Here is a 25,011-nt window from a genome sequence, read left to right as displayed (position 1 = left end):
CGGGCGTATCATGTCGTGGTCAGGCCCGCTGGGCCGCGATCCAGTCGGTCATGATCTTGTCGAGCACGGTCAGGGGCACGCCGCCCGCATTCATGCCCGCATCATGGAAGGCCCTGATGTCGAACCGGTCGCCGAGCGCGGCCTGGGCGCGGGCACGCAGCTCGACCCATTTGTTGTGGCCGACCTTGTAGCTGGACGCCTGGCCGGGCCAGACGCAGTAGCGTTCGACCTCGGTGGTGACCGCGGTTTCGGAGTCGCCCAAGGTATCGACCATGTAGCGGATGGTCTGTTCGCGGCTCCAGCGTTTGTGGTGCAGGCCGGAGTCGGCGACCAGACGGGTGGCGCGGAACAGCAGCGACTGCAGATAGCCGATCTGGCCGATCGGATTGTTCTCATAGACGCCCATCTCGTCCGCCAGCTGTTCCGAATACAGGGCCCAGCCCTCGGAATAGGCCGAGAAGCCCAGGACCTGCATCAGCAGGGGCCGACCCGGCTGTTCCTGCTGCAGGGCGATCTGGTGGTGATGGCCCGGCGACGCCTCGTGATAGGTCAGGGTCGGCAGCTGCATCCGCGGCCATTCGGCGGTGTCGCGCAGGTTGATGTAGTAGGCACCGGGCCGCGATCCATCGAGCGCCGGGGAGTTGTAGTAGCCGCCGGGCGCGCCCGCCTCGATGAAGGTCGGCACCCGCCGGATTTCGACAGGCGCGGCGGGGATGCGGCCGAAATACTGCGGCAGGCGGGTCGCCATATCGGCCATCTGGGCGTTGAGGTCCGCCAGCAGCTGTTCCTTGCCCGCGTCGGTGTTCGGATAGAGCTGCGAAGGATCCTTGCCGAGGGCGGAAATGCGCTCGCCGACAGTGCCCTGGGTCAACCCTTGCGCCTTCAGCAGCCCGTCGGCGCGGGCCGAAAGCTCGGCCACCTGTTGCAGGCCCAGATCGTGGATCTCGGCACCCGACAGGGTCGAGGTGGTGTAGCTGCGAATGCCCCAGTCGTAATAGGCCTCGCCGTCCGGCAGACGCCAGACACCCGCGTCATGGCTCGCGGCAGCGCGACGGGCGCGCATGGCGTCGGCCTGACGGCGCAGGGCCGGATAGACCTCGCCCTCGACAATCCGCTGTGCGCGGGCACCCCAGTCGCCGGCGAGGTTCTTCTCGCCCGCACGACGCGCGATGGAGGTCGTCAGGACCATCCGGTCCGCCGGGGTCTCATAGAGGTTGGCGAGCTGAAGCAGGGTCTTGTCGATGATGAAGTCGGGCGGGACGGCCCCGGCAGCAAAATCGGCCTGCATGCGCGCCGTTTCCTGATCCAGCGCGGTGGGGAAGGCCGCGATGCGCGACAGATAGGCCTCCGCGTCCTCGGCGGTTTCGATGGCGTGCTGGGTGTCGAGGAAGTCCGGCAGGCTCTGGTAGGAGCCGGTCAGCTGCGAGATCGTATAGGGCGCGCCGTTCCCGTACGGGAACCGTTCGCCCATGATCTGGGTCTCGCCGAAGAAGCGCAGGGCGTCGTAATAGACCCCTTCGGTCTGCGGCAGCGCCGCCCGGTCAATGGCCCTGAGCTGGTCCATCTGGCCGTGGAAGACCACGCGATCGGCATCGATCTTGGCCTGCGACCGGTCGTCGAGGCGCGACTTCATCGCCGCCATCGGCCCCTTGTCCATGCCCAGCGAAGTCAGGGTCTCGGGGGACTCCAGCAGGAACGACTGGACGATCGCACCCATCAGGGCGGTCAGGGCGGCGGAAGCCGAGGCGGCCGCCGCGGGCGTCTGCGCCAGGGCCTGGCCGCAAGCCGCGAGACCCGCGCCGGCGGCGGCGGTGAACATAAGGCGGCGACGATTGATCATGACTTCAGCTCCGATGGCGCGAGGGGCCACAGGATGGCGCCCTCTGCGGATTGGCAAGTTACGGTTCTGTCAGCCCCGTCAGCCGGCGTGGAGCTCCTGCTTCACGCGTTCGGCGAGGGTCTTGATGTCCAGCGGCTTGGGCAGGAAGGAGACGCCGACCTCGTCCTGCAGCAGGTCGGAGAAGTCGCTTTCGGCATAGCCGGAGATGAACAGGACGGGGGCGTCGCCGAGATATTGGCGGGCCTTCTTGAGCAGGGCCGGGCCGTCGAGGCCGGGCATGATGACGTCCGAGATCATCATGTCGATGGTCCCGGCGTGCTGTTCCGCCAGTTCCAGCGCCTGTTCGCCGTCCTCGGCCTCGATCACCTCATAGCCACGCTGACGCAGCAGCCGGGCGGCGATGCCGCGCACGGCGGCCTCGTCCTCTACGAACAGGATCCGGCCCGCGCCGGACAGGTCGCGCGGGGCCTTGGCGACCTTTTCGATCACCGGAACCGCCGCCAGTTCGGCCTCGGCCGCCTCGGGCAGGAAGATGCGGAACACCGCGCCGCCGCCGACCGCGTTCGAGACATTGATGTGGCCGCCGGCCTGTTCGACGATGCCGTAGACCGTGGCCAGCCCCATGCCCGTGCCTTCGTTCACCGCCTTGGTGGTGAAGAAGGGTTCGAAAATCTTGTCGAGCAGTTCCGGCGGTACGCCCGGCCCGCTGTCGGCGACCTCGATCAGGGCGACGGTGGCGGTGGGAGCGGCGCTCCAGCCCAGCAGACGGGCCTCCTCGGCGGTCAGGCGAGCGGTGCGGATGGTGACGACGCCGGCACCCGGTTCGACCACGCCGCGCATCGCGTCGCGGGCATTGACGGCGAGGTTCATCACCGCCGTCTCCAGCTGGCTCTTGTCGGCCAGGACCACCGGCAGGTCGCGGCCGTAATCGGTCTCCAGCCGCACATCCTCGCGCAGCAGGCGGCGCAGCAGGACGGCAAACTCCCCGACCAGTTCGCCCAGATCCAGCCGCTCGCGCCGCACGGTCGACTTGCGCGAGAAGGCCAGCAGCTTGCGCACCAGGTCGGCGGCGCGGATGGCGGTCTGGCGGATCTCGTTGAGCCCCTCATAGGAGGGATCGCCGACCGGATGCCGCTCCAGCAGGCCCGAGAGCTGCAGCTGGATGGCGGTCAGCAGGTTGTTAAAGTCGTGCGCCACGCCGCCGGCCAGCTGGCCCACGGCCTGCATCTTCTGGGCCTGCGACAGCTGCAGCTCCATCGACTTCTGGGCCGAGACGTCGAACAGCCAGATGCGGCGGCGATCTCCCTCGGGGGCGACATAGAGGTGCAGCATCCGGTCGGGATGCGCCCGCGCGACCAGTTCGATCGGGCCGGACGAGCCGCCGTCCAGCTTCAACCGCGCCTCGGCCACGCCGGCCGGGTCGAACAGGTGGCCGAAGGCGGCGTCGCGGGCCGCGGCAGGGCCGGTCAGCACGGACAGGGCGGCGTTAGGCTCGTCCACCTTGCCGGAGAACAGGTCCTCGGCGGCGATCACCGCCGAACCGAAGGGCGCGCCCGCGGCCATGGCACGGCTCTCGGCGGCGTTCGATGTCGCGGCGTGGCGCGGCGAGACGGCGGTCCCGACGGGCAGCACGGCCTCGGGCGCGGCGCGGACGAGGAACCGTCCCTCCCCGGCCTGGCCGATCAGGACTTCCTGCTCGCGGTCGCCGATGACCACGATGGCGCGCCCCTGCTCACCGGCGCGTGCCTGGGCAAAGGCCATATAGAGGGCGGAGGCGGACTTGCCTTTCGGCAGGGCGACCGTGGCCCCGTTGGCCTCGGCCCATGCGCCGTTGAAGGCCAGCACCTGTCCGGTGGACCAGACCAGCGCCGCCGGCTCGGCCATGGCGTCGAGCAACTCGACCGTCGCGTCGCCGAGGGGCTTGCGGGACTCGCCGCGCGCGAAGGCGAACAGGCCGATCAGGGCCACGGCCCCGACGGTGAAGATCAGCACCAGACCGGGCGCACTGGTCGGATCGGCGCGGAACGCCGGATAGGCCAGGGCTCCGACGGCGACCACAAAGCCGACCGCCATCACGATCAGCAGCGGGTCGAAGGGACGGCCCCTGGAGGAGGTCACGGCGGTTGCGGTCATGGCGCCTCAGCCCGAATCAGCACGGGAAGCATGCGCCATAGTGTTCCGTATGCGCCTGGCGCGCGAATCCGCGCGTCAGGCGGCCTTGCGCTGTTCCGCCTTCAGGTCGCGGGCGGCGTTGATGCGGGCTTCGGCAATGGCGTCGGCGATCTCGTGCGTCGGGCGTTTTTCGGCCACCGAACGCTCCAGCACCTCTTCCAGCGTGTCCATCAGGCGCGACAGCTTGGTCTCGACCCAGGCCGCGTCATAGGCGCCGCCGCTCTGGCGGGCGCGCAGCTCGGAGGCGACATTGATGATGCCGCCGCCGTTGACGACATAATCAGGGGCGTAGAGCACGCCGCGCTCGAACAGCATCTGGCCGATGTCGGGCGTGGCCAGCTGGTTGTTGGCGGCGCCGACGACGGCCTTGACCGTCAGCCGGTCCAGGGTCTGCGGGTTCAGCGTCGCGCCGAGGGCGCAGGGCGCATAGATGTCGGCCTTGACGTCATAGATGGCGTCGGGCGCCACGATCTCGGCCTGCGTCCGGGCGGCGACCTCGGCCAGCAGGGCCGTGTTGACGTCGGTCATGATAAGCTTGGCGCCGGCCGAATACAGCTTGTCGGCCAGATAGCCGCCGACATGGCCGATGCCCTGGACCGAGACGGTCAGCCCGGTCAGGTCGTCCTGCTTCCACAGGCGTTTTGCGGCCAGAAGCGTCGAGCGGAAGACGCCCTCGGCGGTGACGGGGCTGGGATCGCCCGAGGCCTCGGGGCCTTCGTTCAGACCCAGCACATAGGGGGTGACCTTGCGGGCCTCGGCGATGTCGGAAACCGACACCCCCACATCTTCCGCCGCATAGTAGAGGCCGCCCAGGGTATCGACGGCGCGGCCGAAGGCGCGGAACAGCTCGGGGGTCTTCTGGGTACGGCTGTCGCCGATGATGACCGACTTGCCGCCGCCCATTTCCAGGTCCGCCACGGCGTTCTTGTAGCTCATGCCCCGCGACAGACGCAGAACGTCCTCGAGCGCCTCGGCGCTGGACGCATAGTTCCACATCCGGGTGCCGCCGCAGGCCGGGCCGCGCGCGGATGAGTGAACAGCGATAATGGCGCGGAGGCCGGTCTTTTCATCAAAGACCGCGTGCACGCCTTCGTGGTTCGCGAAGGACGGGGAATCAAACAGCGTCATGCTCACTTGGGCGTCTCCCGGGGTATTTTTTATTTCGGCGGCTGATACGCCGGGACGCTTAACAGGGCAAGCATGGCGGTTTCGCGTCAGCGCAGCCCCGACAGCACCGGCCCCGCCCCCGACGGCAGCGGTGCCGCCGCGTCGCGCAGCCAGGCCTCGACGTCGCGGTACATGACCTCGGCCTGCAGGTCGCGGTTCAGGATGTGCCAGCCGTCGGGATAGAAGCCGGTGCGGAAACCGGGCCGGTCGCCCGCCCGCTCCAGCGCCTGACGCATCGGTTCCCGCTGGATCACACTGTCGTTGGCTCCGTACAGCAACAGGGTCGGTGCCCGCACCTGACCGAGCCGCATTGAGGCGCTCTCCATCAGGTCAACCAGGCCGTAAAGGGCATCGATCCGGGTCGACAGGATGCTATTGGGATCACGGCCGTTGCGGAACAGCTCCAGCCGGTTGTCCGAGGCGGGGCGAACCTTGACCGCCCACTCCGGCGCGTCGACGGCGCGGTCGCCCATGGCGCGGGCGGCGATCCACAGTCCGGCGGTGTTGACGGGCCCCTGCGCTGTCCAGCCCCAGACAGCCGGGGCCAGCAGGAGGACGCGGTCGGCGTCCGGCGGCCGGTCAGAGGCGAAGGCGGCGATGGTCACGGCCCCGCCCATGCTCTCGCCCGCGACCGCGATAACAGCGCGCGGATGGCGGGCCCGCGCCAGGGCGACGACCGTGCGCAGGTCTTCGGTCATCCGTGCCTCACCGGCCCAGAGGCCGCGGCCCGGGGCCTCGCCGAAGCCGCGCTGGTCGATGGCCCAGGTCTCGATGCCGCGCTCGGCCCACCAGGGGCCGGCCAGACGGAAGGAGGCCCGTGAATCGTTCATGCCGTGCAGGCCAACGATGACGGCCCAGGGCTCGCCGCCCTCCGGCGCCCAGCGCGCCAGCGGGAGACGGGCACCGTCATCCATCAGCAAGGTCCGCGCCTCAAGGGCCGGACCCGCGAACCCGGGCGGCGGCGTCAGCGGCGGCTGGATGGCGGGGGTGGCGCAGGCGGCGAGGGCCAGAACGGCGCACAGAACTGCCAGGGACCGCATCATGGCGTCAGGATGCCATGGGTGCCGGATCAGGCGAAATCGTCATCGTCCTCGACGACCGGCGGCAGGGCCGCCAGCGCCGCGGCGGTCTCGGCCTCGGTCGGCAGGCGCAGGCGGATGACGCCCTTGAAGGCGTTGGGATCGATCGCCTTGCCCTTCTTGGTGATGGTCAGCTTGCCCTGACGCATCAGCGCCAGCGCGCAATGGCGCACCTTGGGCAGCATCCGCTGCCACTGTTCGGGCTGCAGGTCCTTGGCCACATCGGCCGGTTCAATGCTCTTGCCGCCGACGCCCTTGGGGTCGGCCTTCGCCAGTTTTTCGAAGATGGCGGTTTCGATGGGGTCGCTCATCGCGCCTATATGCTGCATTGCGAGAGAGATAGTAAGGCGGAGTGCGAACGATGGTTCAGAAGGTCACGGTGACGGAGGGCGAATTCGCCGGCTGGCAGATGTACGACCTGCACGGCACCTTCGATCAGGTCGTCGGGCCGTTCTACTTCAGGCCGGACCCGGACGGGCGGATGCGCTGCGCCTTCCGTGCCGAGGCCAAACACATGAATGCCGGTCACCGGATGCACGGCGGCTGTCTGATGACCTTCGCCGACATCGCCCTGTTCCAGACCGCCTACCAGGAGATGGAGGGGGCGTCCGGGGTGACCGTGTCGCTGGATTCCACCTTCATCGACGGCGCTTATGTGGGCGAATTGGTTGAGGCGACGGGCGAGGTGGTCCGCGCGGGCAAGAGCCTGATCTTCGTGCGGGGCCAGATCCAGGCGGGCGAACGGGTGCTGATGACCTGGTCGGGCGTCATCCGGAAATTCCGGCCTCGGGGCTGAACCCCGGCCGCCGAAGCCGGCGTCAGCCGTCAATGATGTCCTGAAGGATGACCGCCATTCGCGCGTGCATCGCTTCACACTGTGCGGGTGTCAGCGTCTGTCCCCCCGTCATCTCGCGGCTGACCTCCATACCCATGATGAAGGCGGCCGCCAGACGGGCGCGGACGGCAGCATCGGGTCCGCCGATCCAGTCCTCGAACGGGCCGAAGAAACTTTCATCCGCCGTGCGCCGGACCAGTTCGCTGGCCTTGGCTGAACCGATGGAGCGCAGGAGCACCAGGAGGTGCTCCAGCTGGCCATCATGTTCGCTGCCGAAGATGGCCTGGCGTGCCACGCGGTCGCCGAAGGTGGCGCGATCCCCGTCCATCAGGTCCGGGCCATCCCCGCAGTGGTCGAGCACCTTGAGGAACAGGTCTTCCTTGGAGCCGAAATACCGGGACACCAGGGCGGCATCGACGCCCACGTCCCCGGCGATGTCACGCATGCCGACGTCGTCATAGCTCTCGCGCGCGAAGCGCTCGCGCGCCGCGGCCAGAATGGCGGCGCGGGTCGCTTCGGCGTTCCGGGGACGCGGCGCGACGTGGCAAAACAATTCCGGATCTCCGCAATAACCCCAACACCCCTATGGCTATGTCATCGTCCGCCGACAAGCGCCAAACGCGTCACAGGGGCCGGAGCGACGGCAGAACCCCTCCCGTTTCGCACCGCAACAAAAGGGGATTGACGCCACAGAAAGTGTTCGCCACCGTAAGGGCACTCATCAAGACCGGCGGAGGGATAGGCCCTTTGATGCCGGGGCAACCTTCCGGGACTTCCCAGTCCCGGAGATGGTGCCAACTCCTGCGAGGCCTCCCCGGAAGCCGCGAGAGATGAGTGAAGCGACGGCACCCCTACGTCCGGGGACCGGCTGACTTCACGGGTCTGTCACGCACGAATTGGTTCGCCCCACCGGTTTCGCTGAGCGAAAGCGGAGCGGACCGTGGCGTCCATCGATACCCCTGAAGAGACCGCCGGACGCGACATCCGCGCGCCCATTCCCGACGACTTCCGGCTGGAGTCCGGCCAGCGCCTGAGCGCAACCGAGGTGGTCGGCCGCCTCGCCGGCCCCGATCATGCGCCGCTCGTGGTGGTCGCCGGCGGCATCTCCAGCGGCCGGTTCGCGACACGCTGGTGGCCCTCGGTGGTCAAGGCCGGCGGGCCGGTCGACCTGAACCGCCTGCGCGTCCTCGCCTTCGACCTGCTGCCCGGCCGGGACGCAGCGGGCGTCACCATCACCACCGCCGACCAAGCGCGCCTGCTGGCCCTGCTGCTCGACGCGCTCGGCGCGCGGCGCATCGACGCCTTCGTCGGTGCCTCCTACGGCGGCTGCATCGGGCTGGCCTTCGCGGCGCTTTTCCCCGAGCGGATCGGCGCGCTGGCCGTCATCTCCGCCGCCCACCGCGCCCATCCGTCGGCCACCGCCGTGCGCGGGGTGCAGCGCCGCTTGCTGGCCTTCGCACGCGACTGCGGTCGTGAGGCAGAGGGGATCGCCCTCGCCCGCCAACTGGCCATGACCACCTATCGCACGGCCGACGAGTTCGACCTGCGCTTCAGCCAAGCGCCGCCCGTCGGGGCCGGCGAGCCCTTCCCGGTCTGCGACTACCTGATCGCCAAGGGCGCAGCCTACGCCAGCGCCACCAGCGCTGATCGCTGGATCAGCCTGTCGGACTCGCTGGACCGGCACAGCATCGATCCGCGCGCCGTGCGCTGCCCCCTGACGGTGGTCGGCTTCAGCTCCGACACCCTGGTGCCGATCGCGGACAGCCGCGAACTGGCCGACCGCGCGCCGAACCTGCGCCGCCTGATCGAGGCCCCCTCCATCTTCGGCCACGACGCCTTCCTGAAGGAGCGCGAGCTGATCGGCCGCGTCCTGCACGACGTCCTCAATCCCCTGACCGCCCTCCAGCCCAGCGAGATCGCCGCATGACCGCCCCCGCCCAAGCCCATCCCTGTACGACCGCCGCCCGTCACGGCGTGAACAGCGACCCGGCGCACGGCGCGGTGATGCCGCCGCTCTATCTGTCCTCGAACTACAGTTTCGACGGCCCGGAGGGGAAGCGGCGCTACGACTACACGCGCTCGGGCAATCCGACCCGCGATGTGCTGGGCGAGACCCTCGCCAAACTCGAAGGCGGCTGCGGCGCGGTGGTCACCGCGACCGGCATGGCCGCGGTCGATCTGGCCCTGGTCTCGCTCGAGCCCGGTGATCTGCTGATCGCCCCGCACGACCTGTACGGCGGCACCCATCGCCTGCTGTGCGCCCGGGCGAAGCGCGGACATTTCGACGTGCAGTTCGTCGACCAGAACGATCGCGCGGCCCTGGACGCGGCCCTCGCCCTGAAGCCGAAACTGATCCTGATCGAGACGCCGTCCAATCCGCTGATGCGGGTGGTGGACGTTGCCGACATCTGTGCCCGCGCCCATGCCGTCGGCTGCAAGGCGGCGGTGGACAACACCTTCCTGTCGCCGGCCCTGCAGCAGCCGCTCGCGCTCGGCGCCGACCTGGTGATCCATTCGACGACCAAATACATCAATGGCCATTCCGACGTGGTCGGCGGCTGCGTGGTGGCGAAGGATCCCGCCGATCTCCAGCAGCTGACCTGGTGGGCCAACTGCCTCGGCGTCACCGGCTCGCCCTTCGATGCGTATCTGACCCTGCGCGGCGTCCGCACCCTGTTCGCCCGCATCGAGCGGCAGCAGGCGACGGCGCAGCGGGTCGCCGAATGGCTGGCCGCCCAGCCGGCGGTCCGCGTGGTCCACTATCCGGGCCTGGCCTCGCATCCGGGCCATGCCGTCGCCGCGCGGCAGCAGGCCGGCTTCGGGGCCATGCTCAGTTTCGAACTGCACGACATCGCGGCCGTGCGGGCGTTCGTCGATCAGCTCGAGGTCTTCACCCTGGCCGAGTCCCTGGGCGGCGTCGAAAGCCTGATCGCCCACCCGGCCCTGATGACCCATGCCGCCATGACGCCCGAGGCGCGGCGCACGGCCGGGATCACCGATGGCCTGCTGCGCCTGTCCATCGGCCTTGAACACGCCGATGACCTGCTGGCCGATCTGTCGACGGCACTGGGCACTGTGGCGCTTACGCTCGCCGCTGAAGCCGCGTGAGGGGAGCCATCATGACCGCCCAGCCCCTCCCCCTGTCCATCCAACCGCCAGCGGTTCAGTCCGCAGTTTCGTACACGGACGAACCCGTCGCGCTCCTCCAGCTCGACGGCTCGGACCCGGTCGAGGCGGCGTCGGCCGTCTATCGGGAAGTCCGTCGCGGCCGCAGGGTCGTCGCCGTCGCCTGCGGCGGTCCGGAGACCGGCCTTCATCTGTCTCGCGCCCTGGACGCGATCGGCGTCGTGGCCAATCGGCCCACGCCCGGCGAAGCCGTTCTCGGGGCCGGGGTCACCCTCGTCGCCGGCCCCGAGGCGATGCCCGGCCGTGCGCGGTCCGGGCCGGAGAGTGTGCTGCGCGTGGCGCTGGCCGGATGCGGCGTGGTCGGCGGCGGCGTGCTGCCGCGCCTGCTGACCGATCGGCGGTTCGAGGTGGTCGGCGTCCTCGTGCGCGACCCGGACAAGGCCCGCGAGACCGACATCCCCGCCGGCCTGGCGGTGTCAGACCCGGCCGCCCTGCTGGCGCGTGAGCCGGATGTCCTCGTCGAGGCGATCTCGGACGCCTCCACCGGCCTGGCCCTGATCCGGGCAGCGCTGGCGCGGGGGGTCGATGTGGTCAGCGCCAACAAACAGGCGGTCGGCGCAGACCTGCCAGCCCTCCTCGCGCTGGCCGCGGCAGGTGAGGCGCGTCTGCTCTATTCCGCCAGCGTCGGCGGCGGCGCGCCGCTGATCGAGACGGTCCGTCGGGCCCGTGATCATGGCGCGGTGGTGCGGATCGAGGCGGTGCTCAACGGCACGTGCAACTTCATTCTCAACCGCCTCGCCGAGGGCCGGCCGTTCGGGCAGGCGCTGGCGGCGGCTGGCGCGGCCGGCTTCGCCGAGGCGGACCCGTCGGCCGACCTGACGGGCCTCGACGCCGCCGCCAAGCTGGCCATCCTCGGTCACGAGGCGCTGCAGGAAGGACTGGCGGTCGGGGGCATCGCCCGGGACACGCTCGGCCCCGATGTGACGCTTCCGCCGGGCAGGGTGCGGCAACTGTCGCGACTGGATGTCCGCACGGGCGAGATCGCTGTCACCCTTCGCGGCGTCGACGGCGATCCGCTGTTCGCCGACCTCGAGGACGAATGGAACGCCCTGCGTGTCACCACCGAAGACGGCCGGGTCTTCACCGCGCGGGGTCGGGGCGCCGGTCGGACCCCGACAGCCGAGAGCGTCTGGGCCGACCTGACGGACCTCGCCGGGCACCACGCCTGACAAAAGAAAACGCCGCCGGTTCCCGAGAACCGGCGGCGTTGAAGTCGCCTTGATCAGGAGAGATCAGAAGCGGTAGCGGGCACCGACGAAATACTGCCGGCCGGTGTGGTGGAAGACGGAGGTGCTTTCGCGATCGAGGCCGTCGCCGACGAACTGGTGGTTCTCCTCGTCGGTCAGGTTCAGGGCTTCGAGGGTCAGCTCGACCTGCTCGCTGACCTGCCAGGAAGCAGAGGCGTCGATGTTGAGCGTCTCCATCTTGCCTTCGATCGCATTGCCGTTCCGGCCCGGGACGTTCTGGATGTAGCCGTCACGCGAGGCGGCGGAGACGCGGGCCGAGAAGGCGTCGTCTTCGTAGTACAGGGTGGCGTTCCAGGAGGCCGGCGACAGGTTGATCAGGTCCTCGGTCTGGAACACCGTGCACAGGGCGTTGGCGCAGTAGTCGATCTCGGACTCGACGTGTGTGTAGTTCAGCTGGACGCCGAGGTTCGACAGCGGACCCGGCAGGAAGCGGAAGGGCTGCTGGTAGCTGATCTCGAAGCCCTTCAGCGGCCCGCCCTCGGTGTTCACCGCAGCGGTCAGCTGGAAGACGGTGCTGGCCGAACAGGCGCCGGTGCAGAACGCGGGATCGAAGGCCGAGGGGTTCAGCGTCGTCAGGCTGGCATAGGGCAGGTCCTGGCGCAGGATCTGGATGTAGCTGTCGATGTCCTTGTAGAAATAGGCGAAGGACAGCAGGCTTTCCGGGGCGAAATACCATTCGACGCTGAGGTCGTAGGTTGTGGCCCGGAAGGGCTCGAGCTTCACATTGCCGATCGTGGCGGTGAAGTTCGGACCGGTCGCCGCCAGCGAGGTCGTCGGGACCAGATAGTTGGTGCCGGCCAGGGTATTGCCGATCTGCGGCCGCGCCATGACCTTGGCGACGCCGAAGCGGACGATCAGGTCCTCGACCGGCTCCAGCGACAGGTTCATGGACGGCAGGGTGTCCATATACTCATTTTCACCCGTTACCCGGGTGCCGCCGCCGGTCGAGCTGTAGCCCTCGGCATTGAGCACGGTCTGGACCTGACGGACGCCGACGTTGCCGCGGAAGGGCATGTCCCAGAGCATGGTGTTGAAGTCGGCCTGGAGATAGGCGGCGAAATCTTCTTCCTGGATGGTGCGGTTGCCGCCGCGGGCGTTGCCGTTGGTGATGCTGGTCAGACGGAAGTCGCCGCCGGGAACGCCGGTGTCGCAGTTGCAATAGATGTTGAACAGCGAGGCGATGGCGTCGAGGTCGGGGCGCAGCCAGCTGGTGGATGTCCCGCCCGGAACCAGATTGACCCCGAACCCGGTCAGCAAGTTCGTGATGTTCGCCACGGTCGTGCCGCCCGGCAGCACCGGGACCACCGTCTCGTCCGTACGGCGCATGTCGAACGAGCTGGATTCATAGCTCTTCCAGTTGATGCCGAACTTGATCGTCAGCCAGTCTTGGGCGTCGTACTCCATGTCTGCCTGGAGGGACTCAAACAGCGTGTCCACGCCGTTCGGACGCAGGCGGATTTCCGACCGCGGCACGCCGGCGGTCGACGGGCGCCATTCCCAGCCGGCCGGGCTGGTGACGTCGAAGCCGTAGTTGATCACCGGGGTGTCGGGGTTGCCGCGGAAGTCCCAGGAATAGCCGGCGATGTTCGAGCGATCGAGCGTCACCGTGGTCTGGATCGGGTTGTCGAAATTCGACTCCGCACGACCGTAGTAATAGCTGCCGCGCAAGCGGTCGCTGAAGTCATGCTCGGCCGTCAGGCTCCACTGCAGGAACTCGGTCGACAGGACGTCGAAGCGGCTCTCCGACCGGACGTCGACGTTGTCGAACAGGCCGTAGACCAGCATGTTGTTCTCGACCACGGCCTCGCGGACGTGGACCTGGGTCTGGCCGCCGGCCGCCGCGTTACGGCTGAACGACAGGGCCTCAAGGAAGTCCTCCTGCCGGGTCGCGTCGAGCTTGGAATACAGGACATCGACCGAGATCGTGGTGCTGTCCGCGGGGCGCCACTGGAACGCACCGGTCACGCCGAGACGTTCCTGGGTATGGCTCAGGCGGCCATAGCGCGGCAGGCGCGGAATGAAGACATTGGCCTGGTTGGCCGTGTTGTAGGCGGCAATGTTGCCGGCGGTGTTGGCCGGGCGCAGGACGCCGGTGGCGCAGTTGGCCGCGGAGGCTCCCGTCGATCCGCTGTTGGCGGGGTTCTGGGGCGCGACACCGACCGGAGAGCAGAAGCCGCCGCTGTTGGTGGCACCGGGTGCCGCGGCCGGAGCCCAACGCACGGAGCTGAAGCCTTCTTCAAGCGAGTCACGCTCGCTGTAGGCCACCGAAACGAGGGCACCGAACTGGTCGTTTTCACCGAACCGGTCGCTGATCAGGAAGGCCGCACGCGGGCTCCAGGACTCCGACAGATCGTTGTAGCCACCCTGCACCGAGGCGGCCATCGTGAAGCCGTCGTAGTCAAACGGGCGGGTCGCCTGCAGGTCGACCGTGGCGCCCAGCGAGCCCTCTTCGGTCTCGGCGGCGGCGGTCTTGCGGACCGTGATGCGGCTGAAAAGCTCGGAGGCGAAGACGTTGAAGTCGAAGCCGCGACCGCGGTTGGCACCGCCCGACGAGTCGGTGCCGCCGGCAGTGGCCTGGGCCTCCATGCCGTTGATGCGGGTGCGGGTGAAGTCGGAGCCGAGGCCGCGCACGGTGATCGAACGGCCCTCGCCGGCGTCACGGTCAATGGCGACCCCCGGAACGCGCTGGATCGACTCGGCCAGGTTCAGGTCGGGGAAGTCGGCGATGTCCTCGGCGACGATGACGTCGATGACGTTGGCGTCGCGCCGCTTGGCGTCGAGGCCGGCGGTCAGACTGGCGCGGAAGCCGGTGACAATGACCTCATCGATTTCGGTTGCTTCCTGCGGCGGCGCGGTCTGGGCCGCAGCGGCTCCGACGCCCAGACCCAGCGACAGGGCCACGGCCAGACCGGAGGCTCCGGCGAACAGGCTACGACGAAGAGTGCGGGTCATCCCCGGCTGAATGGCTTGCAACATATGCTCCCTCCCAATGGGCATACAGAACGCCGAGGTAGCCCCGGTCTATGTGTTTTTGCGACCCGGCGTCTTTGGCCCAATCGTTTGACACCGGTGTCATCTTCACGTGGAATAAGTCCTGACACCGGTAGCAATCATGAGCCTAACCCGATGATCCGTGTTTTCGCAAGCCCGCTTCGCCACCTCGTCGCCACGATTGCCGCCGTAACCGCGATCGGCGTGTCGTTGGAAACACACCCGGCGGCGGCGCAGGTCGTCGACGGAGTCCTTGCCTTTCCCGGCGCGGAAGGCGCGGGCCGCTTCGCGCTCGGCGGGCGCGGCGGGCGGGTGCTGCGCGTCACCCATCCGGGCGACTCGGGGCCGGGCAGCCTGCGCGCGGCGGTCGAGGCGGACGGCCCGCGCACGATCGTCTTCGACATCGGCGGCGTGATCCAGCTGGCCTCTCCCCTGACGATCCGGCGCGGGCGGATCACGATCGCGGGCCAGACCGCGCCCGGCGGCGGCATCACCCTGCGCGATCATCCCCTGGTCATCGCGGCCGACGATGTGGTCGTCCGTCACCTGCGATCGCGCCTCGGTGACGAAAGCGGAGCGGAGGCTGACGCCGTCTCTATCGAACGCGGCCGGCGGATCATCCTCGACCATATCTCCGCCTCCTGGTCGGTCGACGAGACCCTCTCGGTCGGCAGCCGCTACAGCCCGCCCGAGCGCGGCATCTATGACGTGACGGTGCAGTGGTCGCTGATCGCGGAATCACTCAACGCCTCCGGCCACGCCAAGGGCGAGCACGGCTACGGCTCGCTGGTGCGCGGCGGTCACGGCGCGCGCATGACCTTCCACCATAATCTGTGGGCGGCGCACCGGGCGCGGATGCCGCGTCCGGGCAACTACAATCCGCCCGCGGTCGACCCGGACGGCCCGCGTTTCGAGTTCCGGTCCAACGTCTTCTACGACTGGAGCGGCGGCCATGCGGGCTACAACGCCGACACCGAGAGCCGGTCCGCCTATGCCTTCATCGGCAATGCCTACATCCCCGGGCCGGACTCCGCCGGCCGGTGGGCATTCGAGGAATCCAACCCGCTGGCCCGCGCCTGGTTCGAGGGCAATGCGATGGACGGGACAGTCCCGGCCGATCCGTGGAGTCTGGTGAAGGATTCCGATCGCCCGGACTATCGACTGCCAGTCCGGCCGGACTGGGCGGACCCGGCGACGGAAACGGCGGCCGAGGCCGAGGTCCGGGTCCTGGCCCTTGTCGGTGCCGGCCGGATCCGCGACTCCGTCGACGCCCGCATCATCGAGGGCGTCCGCACCCGCACCGGCCACATCATCGACAGCCAGACCCAGGCCGGCGGCTGGCCTGACCTGGACGCGGGGTTACCTTGGATCGACCGCGACGGCGACGGCCTGCCGGACGACTGGGAAGCCAGCCGTGGTCTGGACCCCGCCGATGCAGCGGACGGAGCCGCCGATCGCGACGGCGACGGGTTCACCAATCTCGAGGACTGGCTGAACAGCCTCTGATCAGCGCGCCAGCCAGCCGCCGTCGACGGCCAGGACGGTGCCGTGGACATAGGCCGCGGCGTCCGAAGCCAGAAAGACCGCCGCGCCGCTGATGTCCGAAGGATCGCCCCAGCGGCCCGCCGGGATGCGCGCGAGGATGTCGCGATTGCGCGTCTCGTCGGCGCGCAGGGCCTCGGTGTTGTTGGTCGAGAAATAGCCCGGCGCAATGGCGTTGACGTTGATGCCCCTGGCCGCCCACTCGCAGGCCAGCAGACGGGTCAGCCCGGCCAGACCGCTCTTCGACGCCGTATAGGACGGCACGCGGATGCCGCCCTGGAAACTCAGCATCGAACAGATGTTGATGATCTTGCCGCCCCGCCCCGCACCGGCCCAGGTCCGGGCCACGGCCTGGCTGAGGAAGAAGGCGGACTTCAGATTGGTGTCGATGACCGCGTCCCAGTCCTCCTCGGTGAAGTCGAGACTGTCGTTGCGGCGGATGATGCCCGCATTGTTCACCAGAATATCGATCGCCCCGACGGCCGTCACGGCCTCGGCCACGACGTCCGCAAGGGGGGCGACGGACGAGAGGTCGGCGGGGATGGCGTGCAGGGCCCGCCCCGTCTCCGCGACCATGGCCGCGGTTTCCATCGGGACCGACCGGCCCACGGCGATGATGTCAGCCCCGGCCCGGGCCAGGCCCACGGCGATGGCCTGGCCCAGGCCGGTGTTGGCGCCGGTGACCATGGCCGTCCTGCCCGTCAGATCGAAAGAGACGCTCATTTCAGCTTGCCCGTTTGTGTGGAGGTCTGGCGCGGATTGTGCGGATAGGTAACCGGTGTCATAAGCTTATGCAAACGACGGACGGCGGTCCGCCTCATCCCCAAGCCTCGAGAAACGTCCATGAAAATCGCCCTCATCATCGAGAACAGCCAGGCCGCCAAGAGCGAGATCGTCCACGCCGCCCTGACCGCCGTCGCCGGGCCGCTGGGCCACGAGGTCTTCCACTACGGCATGTACACGCCCGAGGATAAGGCGTCGCTGACCTATGTGATGAACGGCCTGCTGACCGGCCTCCTGATCAACGCGGGCGCGGCGGATTTCGTGGTCACCGGATGCGGAACCGGCATGGGCTCCATGCTGGCCGCCAACGCCATGCCGGGCGTGTCCTGCGGCCTGATCATCGACCCGACCGACGCCTTCCTGTTCGGCCAGATCAACGACGGCAACGCCATCGCCATGCCCTACGCCAAGGGCTTCGGCTGGGCCGCCGAGCTGAACCTGCAGGACTGCTATCGCAAGCTGTTCGAGGGCGAGCGTGGCCTCGGCTATCCGAGGGAGCGGGCCGAAATCATGCGCAAGAACCGCGGCATCCTGAAAGACCTCAAGGCCGTCACCTGCCATGACATGCTGACCGTCCTGAAAACCGTGGACCAGGACCTGCTGAAGGCCGCCATCGCCGGCGAACGCTTCCAGGACTATTTCTTCGCCAACGCCACGGATGAAGCGATCCGGGCGTACGTTCGGGACGTGGTCGGCGGCTGAGGCCCGGCCGCACGGCGGGGCGTGCTGCCCCTACCCCCCCGGTGCCGCCGTGGAATCCCTGACCACCAGGGACGGATCGACTTCCGGCTGGACCAGGGTGGCCGGGTCGAGACCGCGCAGACCGGCGGTCAGTTTCTCGGCGGCCATCCGGCCCATGTCGCGGATCGGCAGGCGGACGGTGGTCAGGTTCGGCCACACCCGCGAGGCCATCGGAAGGTCGTCGAAGCCTACGATCGACAGGTCGCGGGGTACATCGAGACCGGCGTCGCGCGCGGCCTTCATCACCCCGATGGCCATCTCGTCGTTGCCGGCGAAGATGGCGGTAGGACGCTGCGGCAGGGCCAGCAGTTCCGTCGCGGCCTCGACGCCGGATTCGAACGTATAGGCCGCGCGGCGGATGTAGGCGGGGTCCAGGGTCAGCCCGTGTTCGGCCAGACCCTCGGCGAATCCCCGGCCCCGCTCGTGGGATGAGCGGAAGGTGTCGGGCCCGGAAATGAAGGCGATCCGCCGATGTCCCAGTTCGGCCAGGTGCCGGGCAGCCCGGGCCGCGCCGCGGCTGTCGTGGGTCACGACCATACAGGCCGGGTCGTCCAGCGAGACCGAGGCGATCCGGACATAGGGGCAGTCCGCCTCCTTGAGGATGGCCACGACCCGGTCATCCTCGGACACCGACGGCGGCATCACCACGCCGAACAGCTTCTGGCGGACGATGAAGTTGCGAACATCCGTCAGGAAGGAGTCGTTGGCCCGGTTGCAGGGGTGGACGACCAGCTCCAGGCCCGCGCCGCGCACCGCGTCCAGCACGCCCTGCTGCATGTTGACGACATAGTTCGGGCTGGGATTGTCATAGATCATCCCGACCAGGAACGACCGCCGGAAGGCCAGGCCGCGCGCCTGCGGATCGGGCGTGAAGCCGTGCTCGGCGATGACCGCCTCGACCCGCTTGCGCGTCTCTTCCTTGACGAAGGGCGAGTTGTTGATGACCCGCGAGACGGTCTTCTTCGACACCTCGGCCAGCCGGGCGATGTCGTTGATGGTGGCGGGCTTGCCGCCGGTCCGTCGGGGTTCGTTCACTGAGCGCATCTCTCTGGCCGAGCGGTGTCCTTAGCCCCTGCGGCGCGCCCTGTCAGCGGTCACGTCCCGCGCCGGGTGGCCGGGCGGTCCAGCACCTCGTCGCGCAGCGGCGTCATGAAGCGCAGATCCCAGTCGTCCGGATTGAACGGTTTGCGCGTCGCCTCGACCACGGCCGGATAGCCGCCGACCTCGCGTTCGTGGTCGATGATCTCGCCCCGGCCTTCGGCCACTTCGGCGATCAGCAGCACATCGCGCATGTCACGGTCCCAAGGGCGGGCGCCAACCTGCGACAGCACCGCGCGCTGAACCTCCACCGCGGGCATCGGAGTCAGCCCTTCCCACCAGACTGGCGGGCGACGGGTCTGGATGATCCGGGCGTTGCTCGTGGTGTATCGCCCGAACATCCGCAGCGGCTCGCCGACCTGATCGACGGCGATATTGTCCCGGCCGTAGTATTCCACGTCGCCGGCCCCGCCGATCATCATGAAGGCCAGATGCTCTGTCGGCGTCGAAGGACCGGCGCGCAGCACATTGCCGATCACCGTCATCTTGCCGACCTCGAACGGGACGGTCCCCCACTCCTCCGGCGCAAGGTTGTAGTGGATGGCGCGCGGACCGGGATCGTAGATCAGGTTGTTGACGATCACCCCGTGCACCCCGCCCTTGAACAGCGGGCTGCGCTCATAGTTGTGGGCGTACAGATTGCCGACGATCAGCAGGCCGGTGACGTTGTCGTGGATCAGCGACCCCTTGGAATGCTCGCCCTTGGAATGGGTCGAATAGGCCAGGCTCTCGCCGTTGAGATTGTTCGAGAAGGTGATGTTGTGGCTGGTGCCCCGCCGCCATTCCTCGGGCGTCGCGCCGGTGAAGCGCGGGCCGGACGCCGACAGGTTCTCGTCGGTGGCCCAGGTCAGGCTGCAGTGGTCGATGATGACGTTGTACGCCCCGATGGTGGAGATGCCGTCCTCGTCCCATCCGCTCATCCAGGTCTGCTCGGCCGAGCCCGGCCGGATCCGGATGTGCTGGACCACGACGTCGTGGGCGGTGATGTCCATGCCGCCGCGAATGAGGGTGACGCCCGGCGAGGGCGCGGTCTGGCCGGCGATGGTGATGAAGGGGTTTCTCAGGCGCAGCGTCTGGCGGCCGAGGTCGATGACCCCGCCGACCTCAAACACCACGATGCGGGGGCCTTCGGCCTCGATGGCCTCGCGCAGCGATCCCGGTCCCGCCGCGTCGAGATTGGTGACCCGGATGATCCGTCCGCCGCGCCCGCCCGGTGTCTGAGCGGCCCAGCCGAGAGCCCCCGGAAAGGCCGGCAGCGACGCTTCCGCGGCGGACGGCCCGGGCGCGCTGTCCCGGCGCAGAAAATCGAGGATCTGGGCGTTGGCGGCCGGGGGCGCGAGGGCCATGAGCGCGACGGCGAACAGGCCGAGGACGAGGCGGTTCAGGGTCATGCGTTCCATCCTATCCGTCGTCGCCGTGATCCGCGACGTTCCCGGGACACTCGATCATGGCGTCACCGGATTCAAATTGACACCGGTTTCCTTCCTGCGCAATGTCTGGCGCAACAGGGAGGCTGCGTGAGCCACGCACACGATAATTCAGCGACTTCACCGATCGCGCGCGCCTTTGTAGAGGCCCGCCGCGGCGGCCGTGCGCTCGAGGGATATCCGGGCCCGCAGCCCGAATCGCTCGCCGCCGCCTACGCCATCCAGGACGAGGCGATTTCCGCTTGGCCGGATCGCGTCGCGGGCTGGAAACTGGGCCGGATAAACACTCCGCATGACGTGCGGTTCGGTGCCGGTCGGCTGGCCGGACCCATTTTTTCGCGCAATGTCTGGACGGCTGCCCACACCCCGACCCGCTTCGGTGTGATCGAGGGCGGCTTCGCAGCAGTTGAGGCAGAATATGTGCTCGAGCTGGGCGAAACCGCGCCCGGCCGTGACGACTGGACCGTCGATACGGTGGCCCCGCTGGTGACGCGCGTGTTTGTCGGGGTCGAGATCGCCGGCAGTCCCTTCGCGGGCATCAATGAGCACGGCCCGGCCGTCACCGCCTCGGATTTCGGCAACAACGCCGGCCTGATCCTCGGTGACGAGATCGCCGCCTGGCGCGAGCGTCTCCCGGGCCTGACCTGCACCATGGCGATCAATGACATCGTCGTTGGACGCGGCGGTGCGACGGCGATTCCGGGCGGGCCGCTCGACTCCCTCGCCTTCCTGCTCAACCTGCTGCACCGGCGCGGCCGGCGGCTGGAAGCGGGCCAGCTGGTCTCCACGGGGGCCGCTACCGGGGTGCACGACATCCTCGCCGGCCAGTCCGCCTCCGCCGATTTCGGACCCGACGGCCGGATCGACTGTCTGGCGGTCCCGGCGACAGGAGCCATCGCATGAGCCTGACCCGTCGCACGCTCGGTCTCGCCGGTCTTTCCGGCCTCGGCCTGGCCGCCTGCGCCCCGCGCCCGGCCGCCAACGGCCAGACCCTCTTCAACGCCGTCGATGTCCATCCCGCCGACTACCCGACCGTCACCGCGGTCAAATGGATGGGCGAGGAGCTGGGTCGCCTCACCGACGGCCGCCTCGGCATACGCCAGTTCCCCGCCGGACAGCTGGGCAATGAGGATGACTCCATCGGCCTGACCCGCTTCCAGGCCGTCGATATCTGCCGCGTCGCCGTGGCGGCGCTGAACAATGCCTTCCCCGAGACCCGGCTTCTGGCCCTGCCCTATGTCTACCGTTCGGTCGCCCATGTGCGGGCCGTGGTCGACGGCGCCATCGGCACCGAACTGCTCAACGTCTTCGAGGGACGGGGTCTGGTCGGCCTGGCCTATTACGACGCCGCCCCGCGCTGCTTCTACAATGTCCGCCATCCGGTCACCGAGCCGGGTCAGATGCGCGGCCTGAAGATGCGGGCTCCGCAGTCGGACATCTTCCTCGATTCGATCCGGGCCATGGGGGCCAACCCCACGCCCCTGACCTTCGGCGCGGTCTTCTCGTCGCTCCAGACCCATCTGATCGACGGGGCCGAGAACAACTGGCCCAGCTATCAGTCCAGCCGTCAGTTCGAGGTCGCCCGGTTCTGGAGCCAGACCGAACACTCCTTCTCGCCCGACGCCCTGTTGATGTCGAAAGCCAGCCTCGAACGGCTCAGCGCCGCCGACCAGGATCTGGTCCGCGACGTTGCCCGCCGCTCGGTGCCGGTGATGCGCGCCCTGTGGGATGAGCGCGAGGCCACGGCCCGCGCCACCGTCATCGCCGCCGGAATCCAGGTGGCCGAAGTCGACAAGGCCGCCTTCGCCGCCACCGTCCGGCCGGTGCTGGACAAATATCTCGCCGAGCCGCGCCTGCGCGCGCTCCACGAACGGATCGCAGCGGTCGCCTGAACGGCCGCGCAAAAACACGGCGCTCAGGGAGGGCGTTGAATGTCTGAACCACGACGCGGAAGCGCGCGCGCGCTCGACAGCCTCGCCAGCCTCGCCATGGGGCTCGCAGGCTTCGCTCTCGTCGCCATGGCCCTGATCCAGGCCTGGCAGGTCTTCGCCCGCTATGTGCTGAACGACAGCCCCGGCTGGACCGAACCCCTCGCCCTGCTGCTGATGAGCTTCGCCGTCATGTTCGGCGCCGCCGTGGCCGTCCGGCGCGAGACCCATTTCGCCTTCCAGACCTTCCGCGACGCCGCCCCCGGCCGGCTCCAATGGCTGATGAAGTCGGTCTCCCGCCTGATCGCCGCTGCCTCGGGTGCCGGGCTGATGATCCTCGGCGGAACCCTGATGATCGATGACTGGCCCGTAGTCATGGCCGGCGCGCCTCTGCCCGCGGGCCTGAAATTCGCCGGCCTGTGCCTCGGCGGGGCGCTGATTCTTCTGTTCGCGCTCGAGCGCCTGCTCACCGGCGACTATCGCGCGCCCGATGCCGCCGGAAAGGCGGAGGACTGAGCATGGAATACATCATCCTCTTCGGCCTTCTGGCCGTCCTTCTGGCCATCGGCGTGCCGGTCGCCTTCTCCCTGCTGGCCGCGACGCTGGCCACGGTCCTCTATCTGGCCCTGCCACCCATCGTGGTCTTCCAGCAGATGGGGTCCGACATCACCTCCGTGGCCCTGCTGGCCATTCCCCTGTTCATCTTCACCGGCGAACTGATGATGAAGGGCGGACTGTCCGACCGGATGATCGCCCTGGCCTCCTCCATGGTCGGCCATGTGCGCGGAGGTCTGGGACAGGTCACGGTCGTCGGCTCAACCCTGTTCGGCGGGGTATCGGGCAGCGCCATCGCCGACGTGTCGGCCATCGGCGGCACCATGATCCCGCAGATGCAGAAGCGCGGCTATGACGCCGACTACGCCGTCAACGTCACCATCTCAGCGGCCCTGGTGGCCCTGCTGGTGCCGCCCTCGCACAACATGATCCTGTACTCGGCCTCGGCCGGCGGCGGGGTGTCGATCTCGGACCTGTTCGCCGCCGGCATCATCCCGGCCATGCTGCTGGCCGCGACCCTGATGGTCACCGCCTATGTCGTAGCCCGCAAACGTGGCTACGCCGCCGATGCCTTCCCCGGCTTCCGCGCGGTGGCTGTCCGGCTGGTCGCGGCGATCCCGGGTCTGCTGCTGGTCGGCATCATCTTCGGCGGCATCCGGGCCGGCGTCTTCACCGCGGTGGAGAGCGCCTCCATCGCCGTGGTCTACGCCACCGTGGTCACCGGCCTGATCTACCGCCACATGACCTGGACCGCCTTCAAGGCTGCCTGCCTCGGCGCGGCCCGGACCTCGGGCATGGTGCTGTTCATCATCGGCTGCGCCGGGGCCTTCGGCTGGCTGATGGCCTATCTGCAGGTGCCGACCATGATGGTCGCCCTTCTGCAGGCCCTGACCGACAATCCGATCCTGATCCTGCTGCTGATCAACGTCATCCTGCTGATCCTCGGCACCTTCATGGACATGGCACCGCTGATCATCATCTGCACCCCGATCTTCCTGCCGGTGGCCAAGGCCTTCGACGTCGATCCGGTCCAGTTCGGCGTGATCCTGCTGCTCAACTGCGGCATCGGCCTGATCACGCCGCCGGTGGGCTCGGTCCTGTTCGTCGGCAGCGCCATTGCCGGAATCCCGATGACCCGCGCCCTGAAAACCATCTGGCCCTTCTGGCTGGCTTGCGCCGGCGTGCTGATGCTGGTCACCTTCATCCCGGCGCTTTCGCTGTGGCTGCCCTCGCTGATGAAATGACCGACCTGCTGGCCATTCGACCGGCCGAAGACTGCCGCTGGGACTGCGTCGCCCTCGGCGAGGTCATGCTGCGGCTTGACCCGGGCGAAGGCCGCATCCGCACAGCCCGCAGCTTCCAGGTCTGGGAGGGCGGCGGCGAATACAATGTCGCGCGCGGCCTGCGGAAAACCTTCGGGATGCGGACCTCGGTGGTCACCGCCCTGCCGCGCAACGAGATGGGGGCCCTTGCCGAGGACCTGATCCTGCAGGGCGGCGTGGATACGTCCCACATCCTGTGGCGCGAGGCGGACGGTATCGGCCGCAACACCCGCATGGGGCTGAATTTCACCGAGCGCGGCTTCGGCGTGCGCGGCGCGCTCGGTGCCTCGGACCGGGCCAATTCCGCTGCCTCGCAGATGCGTCCGGACGAGGTCGACTGGGACGCCCTGTTCGGGGATGAGGGGGTGCGCTGGCTGCACACCGGCGGCATCTTTGCCGCCCTGTCGGAGAGCACCGCCGCAACGACCCTGGCCGCCATCCGCGCCGCCAGACGCCACGGCGTCGTGGTCAGCTATGACCTCAACTACCGCGCCAGCCTGTGGTCCAGCCATCCGGACCCCGACGCCGCCCGGCGGGTCAATCGCGAGATCGCCGGCCTGGCCGATGTGCTGGTCGGCGATGAATACGCTTATGAAAGCTGCCTCGGCATCGGCGGCCATGCCGCCCGGTCGGACCCGGCCGACGCCGCGCCGTTCGACGCCATGGTCGCCCGGGCATCAGCAGACCTGCCCAACATCAAGGTCTTCGCCGCCACGCTCCGGGACCCCGTCTCGGCATCGGTCAATCGGTGGGGCACGGTGCTATGGGCCGGGGGAAGACGTTTTGCGACGCCCATCCGCGAGATCGCGGTCCTGGACCGGGTCGGCGGCGGCGACGGCTTTGTCTCGGGCCTGGCCTGGGCGTTCCTCAACGACCTCGGCCCGCAGACCGCCGTCGATTACGGCGCAGCCCACGGCGCGCTGGCGATGACCACGCCCGGCGACAATGCCATGACGTCGCTTGACGAGGTGAAGGCCCTCGCCGGTGGCCGCGGCGCCGCCGCAATCCGCTGAACTTTCAATCTCCTGGCTCGTGCCCACGGGCCTTCCAGGTCGGCCAGTGCTGCCCGGGACGGACCGTTTCAAGTGCGGCCGCCGC

21 protein-coding genes and 1 riboswitch are annotated in these 25,011 nt (G+C 68.7%); of the genes, 11 read left to right on the top strand and 10 right to left on the bottom strand.

Features of this window, described 5'->3' with window-relative positions:
- Positions 1–19: 19 nt before the first annotated feature.
- The 5 genes from KB221_03690 to KB221_03670 form a co-directional block, all read right to left on the bottom strand.
- Positions 20–1,840, bottom strand: coding sequence for a DUF885 family protein (locus KB221_03690; GenBank protein WIY70133.1), 1,821 nt, complete (start codon positions 1,838–1,840; stop codon positions 20–22).
- 78 nt (positions 1,841–1,918) lie between these two features.
- On the bottom strand, positions 1,919–3,973 hold the full coding sequence (locus KB221_03685; protein ID WIY70132.1) for a response regulator: 2,055 nt from the start codon (positions 3,971–3,973) through the stop codon (positions 1,919–1,921).
- 75 nt (positions 3,974–4,048) lie between these two features.
- Positions 4,049–5,140, bottom strand: coding sequence for a Glu/Leu/Phe/Val dehydrogenase (locus KB221_03680; protein ID WIY70858.1), 1,092 nt, complete (start codon positions 5,138–5,140; stop codon positions 4,049–4,051).
- An 86-nt stretch (positions 5,141–5,226) separates the two neighbouring features.
- Positions 5,227–6,222: an alpha/beta hydrolase gene (locus tag KB221_03675; GenBank protein WIY70131.1), complete on the bottom strand. Its 996-nt coding sequence runs from the start codon at positions 6,220–6,222 to the stop codon at positions 5,227–5,229.
- Positions 6,223–6,248: 26 nt separating this feature from the next.
- Positions 6,249–6,569 carry a DUF3253 domain-containing protein gene (locus KB221_03670; protein WIY70130.1) on the bottom strand — a complete coding sequence of 107 codons (321 nt, stop codon included), beginning with the start codon at positions 6,567–6,569 and terminating at the stop codon, positions 6,249–6,251.
- A 50-nt stretch (positions 6,570–6,619) separates the two neighbouring features.
- Between KB221_03670 and KB221_03665 the strand changes: the two genes are divergently transcribed.
- On the top strand, positions 6,620–7,054 hold the full coding sequence (locus tag KB221_03665) for a PaaI family thioesterase (protein WIY70129.1): 435 nt from the start codon (positions 6,620–6,622) through the stop codon (positions 7,052–7,054).
- Positions 7,055–7,076: 22 nt separating this feature from the next.
- Here KB221_03665 and KB221_03660 read toward each other — a convergent pair whose 3' ends face one another.
- Positions 7,077–7,646 carry a TetR family transcriptional regulator gene (locus KB221_03660; protein ID WIY70128.1) on the bottom strand — a complete coding sequence of 190 codons (570 nt, stop codon included), beginning with the start codon at positions 7,644–7,646 and terminating at the stop codon, positions 7,077–7,079.
- Between the two features lie 162 nt (positions 7,647–7,808).
- Positions 7,809–7,930, top strand: a riboswitch (SAM riboswitch).
- 103 nt (positions 7,931–8,033) lie between these two features.
- Between KB221_03660 and KB221_03655 the strand changes: the two genes are divergently transcribed.
- Genes KB221_03655 through KB221_03645 form a run of 3 tightly spaced genes read left to right on the top strand, consistent with a single transcriptional unit; the run spans position 8,034 to position 11,448 of the window.
- Positions 8,034–9,020, top strand: a complete 987-nt coding sequence (locus KB221_03655; protein ID WIY70127.1) for a homoserine O-succinyltransferase — start codon at positions 8,034–8,036, stop codon at positions 9,018–9,020.
- Positions 9,017–10,201 carry a cystathionine gamma-synthase gene (metB, locus tag KB221_03650; GenBank protein ID WIY70126.1) on the top strand — a complete coding sequence of 395 codons (1,185 nt, stop codon included), beginning with the start codon at positions 9,017–9,019 and terminating at the stop codon, positions 10,199–10,201. Before KB221_03655 ends, metB begins: the two co-directional genes overlap by 4 nt.
- A gap of 11 nt (positions 10,202–10,212) precedes the next feature.
- Positions 10,213–11,448 carry a hypothetical protein gene (locus tag KB221_03645; protein WIY70125.1) on the top strand — a complete coding sequence of 412 codons (1,236 nt, stop codon included), beginning with the start codon at positions 10,213–10,215 and terminating at the stop codon, positions 11,446–11,448.
- Positions 11,449–11,511: 63 nt separating this feature from the next.
- On the opposite strand, the gene KB221_03640 is transcribed toward KB221_03645, so the two are convergent.
- Entirely contained in the window at positions 11,512–14,478 is a 2,967-nt protein-coding gene (locus KB221_03640; GenBank protein ID WIY70124.1) for a TonB-dependent receptor, read from the bottom strand.
- A gap of 174 nt (positions 14,479–14,652) precedes the next feature.
- Here KB221_03640 and KB221_03635 point away from each other — a divergent pair, with 174 nt between their 5' ends.
- On the top strand, positions 14,653–16,023 hold the full coding sequence (locus tag KB221_03635; GenBank protein ID WIY70123.1) for a pectate lyase: 1,371 nt from the start codon (positions 14,653–14,655) through the stop codon (positions 16,021–16,023).
- Here KB221_03635 and kduD read toward each other — a convergent pair whose 3' ends face one another.
- Positions 16,024–16,782, bottom strand: a complete 759-nt coding sequence (gene kduD, locus KB221_03630) for a 2-dehydro-3-deoxy-D-gluconate 5-dehydrogenase KduD (protein ID WIY70122.1) — start codon at positions 16,780–16,782, stop codon at positions 16,024–16,026.
- Positions 16,783–16,902: 120 nt separating this feature from the next.
- Here kduD and KB221_03625 point away from each other — a divergent pair, with 120 nt between their 5' ends.
- Positions 16,903–17,544: an RpiB/LacA/LacB family sugar-phosphate isomerase gene (locus KB221_03625; protein ID WIY70121.1), complete on the top strand. Its 642-nt coding sequence runs from the start codon at positions 16,903–16,905 to the stop codon at positions 17,542–17,544.
- Positions 17,545–17,574: 30 nt separating this feature from the next.
- On the opposite strand, the gene KB221_03620 is transcribed toward KB221_03625, so the two are convergent.
- Together KB221_03620 and KB221_03615 are read right to left on the bottom strand one after the other, a co-directional pair.
- On the bottom strand, positions 17,575–18,618 hold the full coding sequence (locus KB221_03620; GenBank protein WIY70120.1) for a LacI family DNA-binding transcriptional regulator: 1,044 nt from the start codon (positions 18,616–18,618) through the stop codon (positions 17,575–17,577).
- A 59-nt stretch (positions 18,619–18,677) separates the two neighbouring features.
- A complete protein-coding gene (locus tag KB221_03615; protein ID WIY70119.1) occupies positions 18,678–20,072 on the bottom strand; it encodes a pectate lyase in 1,395 nt (464 codons plus the stop codon).
- A 126-nt stretch (positions 20,073–20,198) separates the two neighbouring features.
- On the opposite strand from KB221_03615, the gene KB221_03610 reads away from it, so the two are divergent.
- Genes KB221_03610 through KB221_03590 form a run of 5 tightly spaced genes read left to right on the top strand, consistent with a single transcriptional unit; the run spans position 20,199 to position 24,926 of the window.
- Positions 20,199–21,011 carry a 2-keto-4-pentenoate hydratase gene (locus tag KB221_03610; GenBank protein ID WIY70118.1) on the top strand — a complete coding sequence of 271 codons (813 nt, stop codon included), beginning with the start codon at positions 20,199–20,201 and terminating at the stop codon, positions 21,009–21,011.
- A complete protein-coding gene (locus KB221_03605) occupies positions 21,008–22,000 on the top strand; it encodes a TRAP transporter substrate-binding protein (GenBank protein WIY70117.1) in 993 nt (330 codons plus the stop codon). The genes KB221_03610 and KB221_03605 overlap by 4 nt, the downstream gene beginning before the upstream one ends.
- Positions 22,001–22,039: 39 nt before the next feature.
- Positions 22,040–22,552 carry a TRAP transporter small permease gene (locus KB221_03600; GenBank protein ID WIY70116.1) on the top strand — a complete coding sequence of 171 codons (513 nt, stop codon included), beginning with the start codon at positions 22,040–22,042 and terminating at the stop codon, positions 22,550–22,552.
- Positions 22,553–22,554: 2 nt separating this feature from the next.
- Positions 22,555–23,835: a TRAP transporter large permease gene (locus KB221_03595; GenBank protein WIY70115.1), complete on the top strand. Its 1,281-nt coding sequence runs from the start codon at positions 22,555–22,557 to the stop codon at positions 23,833–23,835.
- On the top strand, positions 23,832–24,926 hold the full coding sequence (locus KB221_03590; protein WIY70114.1) for a sugar kinase: 1,095 nt from the start codon (positions 23,832–23,834) through the stop codon (positions 24,924–24,926). The genes KB221_03595 and KB221_03590 overlap by 4 nt, the downstream gene beginning before the upstream one ends.
- Positions 24,927–25,011: the final 85 nt, after the last annotated feature.

The sequence above is a fragment of the Aquidulcibacter paucihalophilus genome (genome assembly GCA_030285985.1).
In the GTDB taxonomy this organism is placed as follows: Bacteria; Pseudomonadota; Alphaproteobacteria; order Caulobacterales; family Caulobacteraceae; genus Brevundimonas.
This window is presented reverse-complemented; position numbering and strand designations above follow the sequence as displayed.

What these genes read in the sequence shown, in the direction of transcription:
- KB221_03690 (WIY70133.1), bottom strand. Translation starts at nt 1,840, where the DNA reads ATGATCAATCGTCGCCGCCTTATGTTCACCGCCGCCGCCGGCGCGGGT.
- KB221_03685 (WIY70132.1), bottom strand. Translation starts at nt 3,973, where the DNA reads ATGACCGCAACCGCCGTGACCTCCTCCAGGGGCCGTCCCTTCGACCCG.
- KB221_03680 (WIY70858.1), bottom strand. Translation starts at nt 5,140, where the DNA reads ATGACGCTGTTTGATTCCCCGTCCTTCGCGAACCACGAAGGCGTGCAC.
- KB221_03675 (WIY70131.1), bottom strand. Translation starts at nt 6,222, where the DNA reads ATGATGCGGTCCCTGGCAGTTCTGTGCGCCGTTCTGGCCCTCGCCGCC.
- KB221_03670 (WIY70130.1), bottom strand. Translation starts at nt 6,569, where the DNA reads ATGAGCGACCCCATCGAAACCGCCATCTTCGAAAAACTGGCGAAGGCC.
- KB221_03665 (WIY70129.1), top strand. Translation starts at nt 6,620, where the DNA reads ATGGTTCAGAAGGTCACGGTGACGGAGGGCGAATTCGCCGGCTGGCAG.
- metB (WIY70126.1), top strand. Translation starts at nt 9,017, where the DNA reads ATGACCGCCCCCGCCCAAGCCCATCCCTGTACGACCGCCGCCCGTCAC.
- KB221_03645 (WIY70125.1), top strand. Translation starts at nt 10,213, where the DNA reads ATGACCGCCCAGCCCCTCCCCCTGTCCATCCAACCGCCAGCGGTTCAG.
- KB221_03640 (WIY70124.1), bottom strand. Translation starts at nt 14,478, where the DNA reads ATGACCCGCACTCTTCGTCGTAGCCTGTTCGCCGGAGCCTCCGGTCTG.
- KB221_03635 (WIY70123.1), top strand. Translation starts at nt 14,653, where the DNA reads ATGATCCGTGTTTTCGCAAGCCCGCTTCGCCACCTCGTCGCCACGATT.
- kduD (WIY70122.1), bottom strand. Translation starts at nt 16,782, where the DNA reads ATGAGCGTCTCTTTCGATCTGACGGGCAGGACGGCCATGGTCACCGGC.
- KB221_03625 (WIY70121.1), top strand. Translation starts at nt 16,903, where the DNA reads ATGAAAATCGCCCTCATCATCGAGAACAGCCAGGCCGCCAAGAGCGAG.
- KB221_03615 (WIY70119.1), bottom strand. Translation starts at nt 20,072, where the DNA reads ATGACCCTGAACCGCCTCGTCCTCGGCCTGTTCGCCGTCGCGCTCATG.
- KB221_03605 (WIY70117.1), top strand. Translation starts at nt 21,008, where the DNA reads ATGAGCCTGACCCGTCGCACGCTCGGTCTCGCCGGTCTTTCCGGCCTC.
- KB221_03600 (WIY70116.1), top strand. Translation starts at nt 22,040, where the DNA reads ATGTCTGAACCACGACGCGGAAGCGCGCGCGCGCTCGACAGCCTCGCC.
- KB221_03595 (WIY70115.1), top strand. Translation starts at nt 22,555, where the DNA reads ATGGAATACATCATCCTCTTCGGCCTTCTGGCCGTCCTTCTGGCCATC.
- KB221_03590 (WIY70114.1), top strand. Translation starts at nt 23,832, where the DNA reads ATGACCGACCTGCTGGCCATTCGACCGGCCGAAGACTGCCGCTGGGAC.